The following is a 13,944-nucleotide window of genomic DNA, read 5'->3' as shown; positions in this document are numbered from 1 at the left end:
TGATTAAACGCCCGGTATTGACACTTAAAATATTGGCACAAATCTTGGTTATTGTAAGTCACTATGGGAAAGCGAATTTTGGCGATAGATGATAACCCTGCAATTCTGGATGTTATAAATGAAATACTTTCATTTGAGGGGTACGAGGTGGTAACAATTTCCGATGGAAGGTCTGTTATGGATATGGTAGCGCAGGTGCATCCTGATCTGATTCTGCTGGATGTAATGCTGGATGATTTAGATGGACGGGAGATCTGTAAGGCATTAAAGCGGAATCAGGAGTTCAGTAATATTCCGATCATTATGATCTCCGCGAGTCACGATCTAAAAAGCTCATTGGATCAGCCAGACGCTCCCGATGACTTTATCGCGAAGCCCTTTGATATCTATTACCTGATATCGAAAGTAAACAACCGGCTGGCGGCTTAGTCAGGAAGCGGTGTAATATTCCTCTGTTTCGGTGGTGTGCAACTTGATAATGCCCGATAGAACCAGTGTCACAAGTAACTTCTGGGTACGTCTTCTGGGAAGGTTCAGTAATTTGCTGGAGTCCCTCGCAGATATACGCTCATTGGCGTCAAGATATTGAAGGAGTGTCCGTTCTTTATCAGAATACTCGATGAGGACACCGGCTTCTCCCTGGCTTGCCTTTAGCACGTCGACTACGATTTTGCTTGCAAGCAGGCTTTTGTCTTTCACCCTGACATAAACCCACCATTTGTTGTCTTCTCCCAGAGAATAGTGGGGCTTGGTGTCACTTTCCCTCACATCGGCAACCAGCACGAGTTTATTCTCTACATAGACTTCTTCAAACTGCACGTCGACCATGGGTCTGCAAAAGTATGTGGCCGCCTTGGTAATCATGTATTTTTCTTCATCTTCAGATCTTACACCTTTCACACTTCCGTTGTCTGCGATACCAATGAGCAGCTTACCGCCTTTATTGTTTGCAAACGCGACAAGGGTTTTGGCTATTTTAGAACAGGATGTAATGGTCTTCTTGAAGTCAACAAGCATACCCTCTCCGTCAAAGATCATCTGTTTTATGTTCTGCGGTCTAAGTCTGTTCATCGCTTTATTGTCTTTTAGGTGCGTCCAGATGTCTGATATAGACCAGATTGGAAACACGTGCAGCTATATCGCCACTTTCGTCAGTAATCTCGAGGACGCAATGATGTTCTGTCTTGCCATTTTCATCCAGCAGAGAACAAATTGAATCCACCTCTTTAACGTCGATTTTGATGTTAAAATATAAATTGGTCCTTCCTGGTTTAAGATAAAAGATCTCAGCGGACTTTTGCCATACTATGGTTCTATATCCCCTTCGTAACATGAGTTGGTAGAAGAGGACAGGATAGAAGGGATCGGCTGCAGCATAGATCGTGCCTCCGAAGATCGATCTGTTATAGTTGATGTTGATATAGCTTTTGAAAATCCTCACTTCGACGCCGAGATAATCTTTATGAAACTTCTTGACCCAGATTCGCTGAAACAGGAGCGGGGGATAGAATCGCATAATCCAGGTGAGGGTTCTTTCGGATACAAGCATCTTGACGAATATCCGAATTTTTGCGAAAATAAACATGATTTGAGCTTAGACTTGTTACCGTGTCGCATATGCATTTGCTTGTCAGACGATAAAAATTAATCTATCTTGTGCCAGATTAACTAACTCCAAAAATTGAAATCCATGAAAAAGGTTAAAGTTCTAAGCGTGTCCGCTTTTTTAGCATTCGCTCTATTGTTTTCAGCTAACCATGTATGCGCTCAGGCTAAGCCGGCACCAAGTCCCGCAGACAGCGTGAGCGGCAAGATAGGGAAGGCCAATGTTGAAATTAAATACAGCAGTCCGTCTGTGAAAGGCCGCAAAATCTGGGGTGCACTTGTGCCATTTGACCAGGTATGGAGAGCAGGCGCGAACAAGGCCACTGTATTTACAACGAGTGCCGATATACTTGTCGAGGGAAAGCCACTTTCTGCCGGGACCTACTCGCTCTTTATGATCCCGACCGCATTAAATTGGACAGTCATATTTAATAAAACTTCCGATCAGTGGGGCGCTTATAAGTATGAAGAAGGCCAGGACGCACTGCGGGTTTCGGTTAAACCCAAGAAGGTGTCTGCTGCAAAAGAAAGGCTGACCTACACCATCAATAAAGGCGGTTTTGTATTGCAGTGGGAGAACATTTCCGTTCCCGTTTCTATTAAATAACGGTTACTGGAATTATAATTTTAGATTTGCATGTTGTACCGGTTGCAACATGCAAATCTAAAATAGCTAACTATGACAAAAGAAGAGATCTCTGCCCAATATCAAGTCATTCAGGATGAGATTTGTGCGGGTCTGGAACTTCTAGATACATCAGGAAAATTCCAGCAGGAAGTTTGGTCACGGGAAGGTGGCGGCGGCGGCAGAACCCGCATCATGCAGAACGGAACAATCATCGAAAAGGGCGGGGTAAATTTCTCGGCAGTATTTGGTCACCTGCCCGAAGTTGTGAAAACCTCCCTCAAGGTTGATTCAAGTGAATTCTTCGCAACGGGAGTGTCGATCGTTATCCACCCCAGTCATCCGCTCATACCGATCATCCACATGAATATCAGGTATTTCGAGATGAATGATTCCATTCGGTGGTTTGGCGGGGGAATTGATGTTACTCCTCATTATGTATACCCTGAAGATGCCCGCTTCTTTCATGAATACATCAGGAGTGTTTGTGATCAGTTTAATAAGGAGTTCTATTATAAGTTCAAAACCTGGGCAGACGACTATTTTTATATCAAGCACCGCGACGAGACCCGTGGGATCGGCGGAATATTTTACGACCGGCTCAATCCTGAAAAGACAGGTATTAGCTGGGAATCTATTTTTGAATTTTCGAAAGCAGTAGGACGTTCTTTTGTGCCTATCTACAAGGAACTTGTTGATCGTCACCGCAATCAATCCTTTACTCAGCAGCAGAAGGAATGGCAGTATGTACGTCGCGGCAGGTATGCAGAATTTAATCTTGTGTACGACGCGGGGACCAAGTTTGGCCTGGAAACAAACGGGCGTATAGAATCTATTCTGATGAGTTTGCCGCCTCAGGCAAACTGGGTGTATAATTATATCCCGGAGGCCGGTTCGGAAGAAGAGAAAACGCTTCAACTTCTTAAAAAGGGAATTAACTGGACGTTTTAATATCCGCTCATTTAACTATCTGTTCATTATCAATCTTTTGCTCTTAATACCTGCCTTAAAGCAGGCATTTTCCCACGTTGAGGCAGGTATTGTGCAATAATTTCTTATCTTCGCAAGTCGTCATTTATTACGACTGTACATTTCAAAAACCAACTATCATACGATGGCTGAAGAAACAGAAAACGAAAATTTAGAACCCGCCCACGATCGCATTATTCCCATAAACATCGAACAAGAAATGAGGTCTGCATACATTGACTATTCAATGTCTGTGATTGTATCTCGTGCGCTTCCCGATGTAAGAGATGGTATGAAGCCTGTACACCGACGCGTTCTTTACGGAATGCTTGACCTGGGAGTTACCAGCGGAAGACCTCATAAGAAATCGGCTCGTATTGTCGGAGACGTATTAGGAAAGTATCACCCGCATGGTGATTCATCTGTTTACGGTACCATGGTTCGTATGGCCCAGGACTGGAGCCTTCGTTATCCATTGGTTGACGGACAGGGAAACTTTGGATCCATTGATGGTGACAGTCCCGCAGCAATGCGTTATACAGAAGCTCGTCTGAAGAAGATAGCTGAAGAAATGCTTGCTGATATCAATAAAGATACGATTGACTATCAGTTGAACTTTGACGACTCTCTGGAAGAGCCATCCGTGTTGCCTTCAAAAATTCCGAACCTCCTGGTTAACGGAGCTTCAGGTATCGCGGTTGGTATGGCTACCAATATGGCGCCTCACAATCTGAATGAAGTTATCAATGCTACAGTAGCTTTTATCGACAACAGAGATATCGAGATTTCGGAGCTGATGCAACACGTGAAAGCTCCCGATTTTCCGACCGGAGGTACGATCTACGGACATGCCGGTGTAAAGGATGCATATGAGACGGGCCGCGGACGTGTTGTAGTACGTGCAAAGGCTGAGATCGAATCATACGGGAATGATCGTGAACGAATCGTAGTAAGCGAAATTCCATACCTGGTAAACAAGGCTACAATGATCGAGCGGACGGCGGAACTCATTAATGAGAAGAAGCTGGAAGGTATTTCAGAGATCAGGGATGAGTCTGACCGAGATGGAATGCGTGTAGTTTACGAGATTAAACGTGACGCAAATTCATCTGTCGTTCTTAATAATTTATATAAATATACTGCGCTTCAGACGCCGTTCAGTATCAACAATATCGCCCTGGTTAAAGGCCGTCCGATGTTGCTGAACCTGAAAGATCTGATCAAGCATTTCGTAGATCACCGCCATGAGGTCGTGATCCGTCGTACAAGATTTGAACTTGCGGAGGCTGAAAAGCGTGCGCATGTGCTAGAAGGCTTATTAATAGCTCTCGATCATATTGAGGAAGTTATACGTCTGATCCGCTCTTCAGGTACTCCGGAAGAAGCAAGAACAGGCTTAATGGAGACCTTTGGCTTATCCGATATCCAGGCGAGAGCAATTCTGGATATGACGCTTCGTCGTTTAACCGGCCTGGAGCGTGATAAGATCAAGGAGGAATACGATGAGCTGATGAAATCTATTGAGTATCTGAAATCAGTGCTTGCTGACGAAGGTTTGCGTATGCAGATCATCAAAGATGAACTTGAGGAAGTTAGAGAGAAGTACGGAGATGAGCGAAGAACGACCATTGTACACTCTGCAGAAGACATGTCAATGGAAGACTTCATCGATGATGAGGAAGTTGTTATTACCATCTCTCACGAAGGCTATATCAAGCGTACCCCGCTGACAGAATATCGCACACAGGGAAGAGGCGGAAAAGGATCGATAGGATCGAACTCAAGAGATCAGGATTTCATTGAGCATATCATCATTGCTTCGAACCACAACTATATGCTCTTCTTCACTGAGGCTGGACGTTGTTTCTGGCTGCGTGTGTTTGAAGTACCTGAAGGTTCGAGAACCAGTAAGGGAAGGGCGATTCAGAATATCATCAATATTCCGAAAGAAGAGAAGATAAAGGCTTATATCAAGGTAAAGAACCTGAAAGATCAGGAATATCTGGAGAATAACTTTATCATTATGTGTACCGCGAAGGGAACGATTAAGAAGACCTCTTTGATGGCATATTCCCGTCCGCGTGCAAATGGTATCAACGCCATCAATATCAACGACGGAGACCAGTTACTTGAAGCGAACCTGACAGATGGCAGCAGCGAAATTATTATGGCTTTGCGTTCGGGAAGGGCTATCCGCTTCAACGAGAGTACGGTTCGGCCGATGGGAAGAACTGCTACCGGTGTAAGGGGAGTTACTCTGGCGCATGATAAAGACGAAGTTATTGGTATGCTGAGCATCAATAACCAGGATGCAACTGTGTTAGTAGTCTCTGAAAAGGGCTATGGAAAGCGTACAAACCTGGAAGATTACCGTGTTACGAACCGTGGCGGAAAAGGTGTGAAGACACTTAACGTGACGGAGAAGACCGGCGAACTTGTTGCAATCAAAGATGTGACTGATACGGACGATCTGATGATTATTAACCGTTCGGGTATTGTTATCCGGATTGCGATCGGCGAACTTCGTGTTATGGGTCGCGCTACGCAAGGTGTCAGACTGATTTCACTAAAAGCGGACGATGCGATTGCATCTATTGCAAAAGTGGAGCACGAGGAAGAGGCTGAAAAGGCGGAGATTCTTAATGAACCGAGTGAGGACGACGATCAGGCTGGAGACATCCTGGATGAAGAAGTAGAGGAGGATGAACCGGTAGAAGATGAGGATGCAACTGATAATGATGATACGAATTCTGAAGAGGATACGTTAGAAGATTAATGTCAGCAATGAAAAGGCAACTTATATTAATCACAGTTTTGTGTTGTGCAGGAAGTTATCTTTCTGCACAAACACTTACAAAAGAAGCGATGAATAACTTTGCCCTTTATACATCTACGGCTCAGTTCTCGCATCTGGAGAAAGCAAGAACTGCAATTGATGGTGCTTACAAGAGCAAAAAAGATTCTTTCAATTACAAAAATAACCTGATACGAAGCCTGGTGTATTCATCACTGGCTTTTGCTGACTCAACGAGGAAGCTGAAGTATGTAAAGGACCCGATAGAGGAAACGAAGTTCTCATTCAGACGTTTGAAGAGCCCGAAGCTCAATGATGAGAATAAGCCCGAACTCGACTTTATAAATAACCAGTTGGCTAAGGCGTATTTAGTACGAGCGAATAAGGCCTCTGCATCAGAAAAGTACGCAGATGCCTACAGTGCTTATCTTTCGGTCGATTCACTTGACAAAACGAACTATCTGGTAAAACACAATCTGGCGATATTAAGCGAGCGCCTAGGTTCCAGCAACCGCGCTATCTATTATTATGAGCAACTCATTGCTGATAAGAAACGCTCCTTGCCCGCATATTACCTTGCCCTGTCTAATCTATACGATTTCAAAAACAGCAACAGGTCTCTGGAAGTTCTCCGTGAAGGGCGTCGCTTATTTCCCGGAAATAAGGATCTTCTTTTTAAGGAAATCAACATCTATGTTGAAAATGGTTCATACAATGAAGTTGAGCGCATTGTAGCTGATGCTTTGCAGCTGGATTCAGACAATGTGAGCTTAAATTATTTGGCAGGTTTTTCCTACGAGGCCATGGGAAAAAAAGAAAAAGCCATTGAATATTACCAGAAAGTTATCACTTTAGAGCCTAATAATTACGAAGGAAATTATGCACTAGGCTTATTTTATCTTAATTCATACATCCGCCCAAACAATAAACAAGAATCAAGTCTGAGTTTAGCGAAGAAATACCTTACTATAGCAGGGGAAATCAACCCGAACTCGGTTAATGTTCTGAAATCTCTAGCCGTTCTATACAATAATACCGGGGATATGGTAGAACTGGAAAGGGTTAATGAGAAACTAAAACAATTTATTCTTACAAATTGAAGTATATGAAAACCAAGTCTCTATTACTTGCACTAGCTGTATCAGGAATATCTGCTACCGCTTTTGCACAAAAGTCTGCAGTAAATACTGCCAAATCTGAATACGACAGTTATGCTGCTCTGAAGGCAGCAAGTCCTGCGCTTGCAGCTCCAAAGATCACTGCAGCTAAAGAAGCTGTGGATAAAGCAGTTGTACACGAGAAAACAGCAGCAGACCCAACAGCATGGACATACAAAGCCTTGATATATGCAGATCTTGCAACAAGCGACACGACCAATGCATCAGCAAATCTCGCTTCTGAGGCGACTACAGCATTAGCGAAGGCTAAGGAGCTGGATAAGGAAGGAAAGAACAAAGAGAATATTGCAAAAGTTGGAAACCTGTTGTATATCAATCAGTTTAACGTAGGCAAGCGTTTCCTTGATAAAGGCGACTATTCAAATGCATATACGCAGTTTACGAAAGGCCTCGATTACGCGCCTGGAGATACATTATTGAATTATGCAGCGGGCATCTCGGCTATGAACGGCAAAGATTATCCTAACGCTATCAAGAGGTTTACAGAACTGCTCCCAACTAACTACTCATCTTTGGAGAATGTATATTCTAACCTTTCTGTACTTTATGCAGCAACAAAGGACACTGCAAGTGCAATCAGGATAGCAGGAGAGGGTGCTGCCAAATTCCCTCAGAGCTCTGATCTTGCAACAAGAGAGATCGAGTTTAGCCTGATGACAGGAAAGCAAAAAGAAGTGATCGAAAAAATTTCTGCGCAGGCTGCTAAAGAGCCAACAAATAAGCTATATCCTTTTTACCTTGGAATCGCTTATAACTCACTTGAAGATAATGTAAAAGCTGAGACTGCTTACAAAAAGGCAATTGAACTGGATCCATCTTATACTGATGCTTACATTAACTTAGGCGGTTTGATCATGAATAACGGAATCGTTATTTACAATAAAGCTAATAAGCTACCTGCAAGCAAGCAAGCTGAATACACAGCTACTATGAAGAAGGCGCAGGCTGAATTTGATCGTGCTCTGCCGTACCTGACTAAAGCTGTTGAACTGAATCCAAAATCTGAATTGTCTTTGAAGAATTTGAAGACCTATTATACAATCAAGCAGAACAAAGCGAAGATCGATGAAATCGATGCTAAAATAAATGCACTGTAGAGTATTTACTTATACAAAAAAAGCCAGGGTGTTTCACTCTGGCTTTTTTTGTATAGGCAGGTCAAGCTCCCTTTCTTGATCCGCTCAGACTTTGCATCAGTTGATCATACAGATCATCTCCTGAAGCTTTCTGCGGTTTAAGCTTCTTGATGGTAGGCCTCTTGCCTTTTGCTTTAGCCTTGACAATCTTCAGCAATTCATTATGGTACTCATCTTTGAATTGCGTGATATCAAATTTACTGCTATATTGATTGATAAGAGCAAGACCCATATCCAGCTCTTTTTTGCTTATTGTTATTTCCTGTCCTTCGGCAGGAGTAAGTTCTTCTGATGAACGGATCTCTTCAGCGAACCGGATCTTCGTAATCACAATGATCTCGCCTACAGGATGGATAACACAAAGATTTTCTGTGCTTCTCAGTACAAACCTTGCCAGACCTGCTTTTTTTGATTTTTGAAGCGATTTCAATAGGAGGGTATAGGCTTTTCGACCTTGTGTCTCGGGTTGTGTATAGTAGGATGTTTCGTAGTACATCGGACTGATATCCGAAATATCAAAGAAATTTTCGATCTCGATGATTTTTGTCTTTTCAGGACTTGCATCTTCAAAGTCCTTGTCCTCCAATATGACATAGTCGTCGTCCAGCATATAGCCTTTGACTATCTTATCATACGGCACTTCCTTTTGGGTTTTTTCGTTCACCCTGTGGTATTTGATCCTTGAGTGATCTCTGGAATCGAGCATGTCCAGATCAAGGCCACTGTTCTGCACTGCAGAAAACAGCTTAACCGGAATGTTGACCAGTCCGAATCCAATAGAACCCTTCCAAATTGACCTCATAGTTAATCTCCTCTATAAGCTTGGATCTTTCTTAAACAGTTCGAAATATCGTTTATCCAGATCAAGGAACGTCTCATTGATTTTAAGGCGAAGCTCCATCAAGAAAGACTTTAGCTCCGTGTCATAAAGTATTTCGCCCTGAAGGACGTCATCGAACGCATCAAGAGCAGCCTGGTCACCGTTTCTGCAGCTTTCCAATATACTTTGATCCGAGTTTGATGTCATAGACGCTTTTATATTCATCCAGCCACGGTGGAGGACACCCAGCGCGTCATCTTTGGCATTTGGATCATAGCCGAACTCGGACATTTTCGAAGCCATCTGATCTGCCAGGGCGCTGCGCTCGGCGCTGATCTTTTGAAACAGCATTTTAAGATCTGATGATTTAGCGTGCTCGCTGGCATCAACATAGCCTTTATGACCTTCCTGGATGATCTTATAAAGGCGTTGTAATTGTTTGCTATAGTTTTCTGAGTAAGTCATAGTCTTTAGATATACGAACTAAACGATTGACTCAGGAAATAGTTTTCAAGGCATGCCGGGAGGGAACATGCACGGAAGTCTATTTAACATAATGCTAATTATGAAACAAATAAATTTTAGAAGGAAGTTAGGGGAATTTAAAGATCCTTTACAAGCTGGAGATATTTTGATATTGCAGATCGTTTCTCTGGAGTCAGATCGAAATCAAGCTTGTTGTACAGGTAATCATGAAGATCAAAGCCTTCATAACGAGGCAGCTGCTCAAGTACCTTATCGCGATTGTCCAGACCGAGCTTTAATGCGCTGTTGAGTTCTTTAATGAATTCGTCGGCGACTGGCTTGTTAGAAGCCCAGACAGCAAATGCGAACGGCAGTCCGGTAAATTTAAGCCAATGTTCCCCTAAATCATAGGAAAAAGGAAAACTATTTATGTGAGGAAAAGTCCGGTCTCCAATCTCCACAAAGGCATCTGCGTCTCCTTCAGTGACAAACGTTGGCGACAGCTTCCAATAGTTTTTTACAAGCACTCGTGCGAGATTATTGGATGTACGAGATTGCGGATCAAGTCGGATGGTGCTGACTTCGTGAATGGGCTTTTCGCTAAAAATGAATACCGAATTTACAGCACCGACGGAACCAATACAATAGTCGCCCAGGATGTGATAATCAGGAACATTTAGCAAAGCTGCTACCGGTACGAGACCGATATCTGCCTTATTATCAATGAGCTTTTGTGCACAATCTGAAGGTATGTCGTAGGTTAAATCTATTTTATTTATTAACCCTGAGTGTTCAATGCCGTATGCGAATGGTTTGCTATTTGTATATGAAACTGCCGAAATTCTTAATCTACTCACTTTATCGTTAAATGGTCTGTGTTATTAAATTCAATGATTGAAAACGCTGTTCCGTCGTACTCCAATTTGTAAAGTGTGGTGTTTGAATGAGGAAATTGGTCCATTTCGGAAAGAGGCTTGTTAAGCAGAACGCATAACAATATTCTCATAGCACGACCGTGCATGCATACCAGGATATTCCTGGCGTTTTCGTTTTCAAGTATATGCTCGAAAGCCTCCAGTTGCCGGGTTTTAACCTCTTCAGGACTCTCCCCTTCTTCAAACTTTTCAGTGACCTGCCCTGCTACCCAGCTTCCAAGCATATCAGTAAAGGCTTGCTTTACAGCCTCGCTGCTCTCCACACCTTCGTATACCCCCCAGCCTATCTCATCAAGCCCAGCAAGCTGTGTCCAGGCAATATTCTTATCTATGAACCGCTGTACAGTCTGATGCGTCCTTTTAAGCGTTGAAGTGTATATATGATCGAATGGTACGTTTTCGTAGTAGTTATAGAAGGCCTCAGCCTGAAAGCGGCCGAGGTCATTCAGATCGGTATTCATCCCTTTGCCTTGTACAACGCCTCTGAAATTGAGGTCAGTTTCTCCATGCCGGATGATATAGATGGTTTTGTTCATTTCTTAGATTTCTGCCCCTGTTGAATTCAATACAGGTAGCTTGTAGAATTGAGGTTTAGCCTCTTCTTCATCAAATATGTGATCCTTAAAGTCGGTTATTACATTATACAGCGTATCTCTCTCAATCGGATGGCGACCAGCATCCTTGATAAGTTGTACCAGTTCCTTAGTAGACATCGCAGGATTCTGTTCTTCAGCGCCTGCCATAGAATAGATCTTGGTTGTATCATCCAGTGTTCCATCGATGTCGTCAACCCCGAAATTCAGGGAAAGCTGCGCTGTACTGCGGCTTATCATGGCCCAGTAAGCTTTTATATGGTCGAAGTTGTCCAAATAAATCCGGGAGATGGCGTAATTCCGGAGATCTTCTATCACAGATACTTCGTCCACAGCCGACATTTGATTGTCTTTATTTCTGAATTTCAATGGAATGAAAGTCTGGAAACCTCCTGTACGATCCTGTAATTGCCTAAGCTGTTCCATATGATCAACCCTGTGCCAGAACTTCTCAATATGTCCATATAACATAGTAGCATTTGAACGCTGACCCAGTTTGTGCCACTCTTCGTGGATCTGCAGCCATTGCTCGCCCGTACATTTATCTTTTGCTATCTGATCGCGGATTTCCGGATGGAATATCTCTGCGCCTCCACCAGGCATAGACTCAAGTCCGGCTTCTTTCATCATACGCATTCCTGTTGCATAGTCGAGTTTTGCCTTTTTGAAAATATAGTGGTATTCGACAGGTGTCAGGGCCTTGACGTGTAACTCCGGACGGTGCTTTTTAATGTTGCTGAAGAGGTCCGAATAGAACCGCATATCGTACTGTGGAAGAACACCGCCTACGATGTGTACCTCAGTAACGGGTTGATCATCGTACTTTTTAACGATGTTCATCATCTCGTCCATTGTAAGTTCCCATCCCTCCGAACGCTCCTTAATTAAACGCGAGTAAGAACAAAACTTGCAATCATAGACGCAGAGATTTGTTGGTTCAATATGAAAATTTCTGTTAAAGTAGGTTTTATGACCATGTAGTTTTTCCCTTACATGGTTTGCTAATATGCCCAGGTATCCCAATTCACCCTTTTCAAAAAGGATTACCCCTTCGTCAAAGGAGATACGTTCGCCGGCTTCAACCTTTTCTGCAATCCTTTTGAGTTCAGGATCTATTGACGAATCACTTAAGATTACATTCAATGCATGTTGACTGGTATCCATCATTTCCAAAAATACAATAAAGCAGGTATTTACTCAATCATTTTCTTGTAAGAATGAATAAGTAGCTGAATATGAATTTGCATATTTGCGGGGCAGAACTATCATATACGCAGCGCCTAAGGCGCTTTTCAACGTAGCTTGGCCTGCATCAGTGCTCCTCTTATACATACTAATATGAAAATTGAGACGATAGCGATACACGAAGGAAATAAAACAGACTCTTCAGACAGAGCAGTTATTCAGCCTATTACCCTATCTACCACATTCGAAAGGGGTTTGGACGGAAGCTATCCGGGCGGACACGTGTACACGCGTGCCAGTAACCCGAACCGTTCATCTTTAGAGAATGTAGTTGCCAGGCTTGAGGGAGGCGCGGATGCAGCTGCATTTTCATCAGGGAATGCCGCAGGATCTGCTGTATTCCAGTCACTTGAGCCCGGATGTCACGTGATCGCACCGGAAGATATGTATCACGGACTGCGGAACTTACTCAAACAGGTTTATGCAGGAATATTGGAGTTCGATTTCGTTGATATGAGCGATATTGCGGGCGTCCGTTCACTGATTAAAAGCAATACCAGATTGATCTGGATAGAGACACCTTCTAACCCGCTTTTGAAGATAAGCGACATTCGCGAAATTTGTAAGATTGCCCAGGCGCACGATATTCTCGTTTGCTGCGATAACACGTTCGCCACGCCGGTATTCCAGCGTCCGCTTGACCTGGGAGCAAACATCGTAATGCATTCCTCAACAAAGTATATGGGCGGGCACAGCGATGTTTTGGGAGGCGTACTTATTACCAAAGAAGTGGACCCTTTCTGGCAGAAAGTCCGTGACGTTCAGTCGCTCTCTGGGGCGGTCCCCTCTCCTTTCGACTGCTATATGACCGTGCGTGGTATCAAGACGCTTCCGTACAGAATGCGAGGCCATGCAGAGAATGCAAAGAAAATTGCCGCTTTTCTAAACACTCACCAAGCCGTTGAGGCGGTCTTCTACCCGGGTTTGACCGATCATAAAATGCATGAGGTGGCAGCTGCGCAAATGAGCGACTTTGGCGGAATGATGTCATTTACTATTAAGGGGACGGGAGCTCAGGCGCTCGAAGTAGCGGGCAACCTGCAGGTTTTTACCCAGGCCACCAGCCTTGGAGGTGTAGAAAGCCTTGTTGAGCACCGTGCATCTGTAGAAGGGCCTGGTACTAAGACTCCGGAAAATCTGCTCAGGATTTCCGTAGGACTGGAAAACGTGGATGATCTCATAGACGATCTGAATCAGGCGCTCTCCGGGTTGTAACATATATTTCTATATTCTTTTGGAAAATATGAAAGTCATCGATTATATTTGACAGCAATTGATAGTAATATCAATCTATCAACACCTCTATAAAGGTTTTGATTTATAAAGAAGCGGTGAGAGATCAGGCTCCGTGACCCGCTGACAACCTTCCTAAAAGGAAAAGGTGCCAAATCCTGTTCCGGCTGTATAGGCGGAAAAATATAAATTAATACACCATGAACAAAGAAAAAATTCATCAGTATCCCCTAGCGGGTTTAGAGGGTTCGCCTCTTTCTACAGGTTTTAAGTCAGACGTTAGGTCTCTCGTGCTTATTACCAGTCCATGCTCTTGCTTCTAAGTTCTTCTTTAACTGCCTCCGGC

The 13,944-nt window shown here is 43.5% G+C and carries 14 protein-coding genes and 1 riboswitch; of the genes, 7 read left to right on the top strand and 7 right to left on the bottom strand.

Going from position 1 to position 13,944, the window contains the following annotated elements; all coding sequences use genetic code 11:
* Positions 1-63: 63 nt before the first annotated feature.
* Positions 64-429, top strand: a complete 366-nt coding sequence (locus tag ACO1NU_RS03925; protein WP_448817157.1) for a response regulator — start codon at positions 64-66, stop codon at positions 427-429.
* Here the strand turns inward: ACO1NU_RS03925 and ACO1NU_RS03920 are convergent, their stop codons facing one another.
* Positions 430-1,071: an AlbA family DNA-binding domain-containing protein gene (locus ACO1NU_RS03920; RefSeq protein ID WP_448817156.1), complete on the bottom strand. Its 642-nt coding sequence runs from the start codon at positions 1,069-1,071 to the stop codon at positions 430-432.
* Positions 1,072-1,075: 4 nt separating this feature from the next.
* Positions 1,076-1,549, bottom strand: a complete 474-nt coding sequence (locus ACO1NU_RS03915; protein ID WP_448817155.1) for a DUF4442 domain-containing protein — start codon at positions 1,547-1,549, stop codon at positions 1,076-1,078.
* Positions 1,550-1,690: 141 nt separating this feature from the next.
* Between ACO1NU_RS03915 and ACO1NU_RS03910 the strand changes: the two genes are divergently transcribed.
* The 5 genes from ACO1NU_RS03910 to ACO1NU_RS03890 all read left to right on the top strand — a co-directional run bounded on the left by ACO1NU_RS03910 (position 1,691) and on the right by ACO1NU_RS03890 (position 8,268).
* Entirely contained in the window at positions 1,691-2,212 is a 522-nt protein-coding gene (locus ACO1NU_RS03910; RefSeq protein WP_448817154.1) for a DUF2911 domain-containing protein, read from the top strand.
* A gap of 72 nt (positions 2,213-2,284) precedes the next feature.
* A complete protein-coding gene (gene hemF / locus ACO1NU_RS03905) occupies positions 2,285-3,181 on the top strand; it encodes an oxygen-dependent coproporphyrinogen oxidase (RefSeq protein WP_448817153.1) in 897 nt (298 codons plus the stop codon).
* Between the two features lie 163 nt (positions 3,182-3,344).
* Positions 3,345-5,975: a DNA gyrase subunit A gene (gyrA, locus tag ACO1NU_RS03900; RefSeq protein ID WP_448817152.1), complete on the top strand. Its 2,631-nt coding sequence runs from the start codon at positions 3,345-3,347 to the stop codon at positions 5,973-5,975.
* An 89-nt stretch (positions 5,976-6,064) separates the two neighbouring features.
* Positions 6,065-7,093 (top strand): tetratricopeptide repeat protein, encoded by a 1,029-nt coding sequence (locus tag ACO1NU_RS03895; protein ID WP_448817151.1) that lies wholly within the window; start codon positions 6,065-6,067, stop codon positions 7,091-7,093.
* A 5-nt stretch (positions 7,094-7,098) separates the two neighbouring features.
* Complete coding sequence (locus tag ACO1NU_RS03890; protein WP_448817150.1) at positions 7,099-8,268, top strand: tetratricopeptide repeat protein; 1,170 nt, start codon at positions 7,099-7,101, stop codon at positions 8,266-8,268.
* Between the two features lie 61 nt (positions 8,269-8,329).
* On the opposite strand, the gene ku is transcribed toward ACO1NU_RS03890, so the two are convergent.
* The 5 genes from ku to mqnE form a co-directional block, all read right to left on the bottom strand.
* Positions 8,330-9,109, bottom strand: coding sequence for a non-homologous end joining protein Ku (gene ku / locus ACO1NU_RS03885; RefSeq protein ID WP_448817149.1), 780 nt, complete (start codon positions 9,107-9,109; stop codon positions 8,330-8,332).
* Positions 9,110-9,121: 12 nt separating this feature from the next.
* A complete protein-coding gene (locus ACO1NU_RS03880) occupies positions 9,122-9,592 on the bottom strand; it encodes a ferritin-like domain-containing protein (RefSeq protein ID WP_448817148.1) in 471 nt (156 codons plus the stop codon).
* Between the two features lie 137 nt (positions 9,593-9,729).
* Positions 9,730-10,449: a menaquinone biosynthetic enzyme MqnA/MqnD family protein gene (locus ACO1NU_RS03875; protein ID WP_448817147.1), complete on the bottom strand. Its 720-nt coding sequence runs from the start codon at positions 10,447-10,449 to the stop codon at positions 9,730-9,732.
* Positions 10,446-11,063: a histidine phosphatase family protein gene (locus ACO1NU_RS03870; protein WP_448817146.1), complete on the bottom strand. Its 618-nt coding sequence runs from the start codon at positions 11,061-11,063 to the stop codon at positions 10,446-10,448. Before ACO1NU_RS03870 ends, ACO1NU_RS03875 begins: the two co-directional genes overlap by 4 nt.
* A 3-nt stretch (positions 11,064-11,066) precedes the next feature.
* Positions 11,067-12,284, bottom strand: a complete 1,218-nt coding sequence (gene mqnE, locus ACO1NU_RS03865; RefSeq protein ID WP_448817239.1) for an aminofutalosine synthase MqnE — start codon at positions 12,282-12,284, stop codon at positions 11,067-11,069.
* Positions 12,285-12,458: 174 nt separating this feature from the next.
* Between mqnE and ACO1NU_RS03860 the strand changes: the two genes are divergently transcribed.
* On the top strand, positions 12,459-13,580 hold the full coding sequence (locus ACO1NU_RS03860) for a trans-sulfuration enzyme family protein (RefSeq protein WP_448817145.1): 1,122 nt from the start codon (positions 12,459-12,461) through the stop codon (positions 13,578-13,580).
* Positions 13,581-13,680: 100 nt separating this feature from the next.
* A riboswitch (SAM riboswitch) is annotated at positions 13,681-13,790 on the top strand.
* Positions 13,791-13,944 lie beyond the last annotated feature (154 nt).

The sequence above is a fragment of the Arcticibacter sp. genome (genome assembly GCF_053551015.1).
This window is presented reverse-complemented; position numbering and strand designations above follow the sequence as displayed.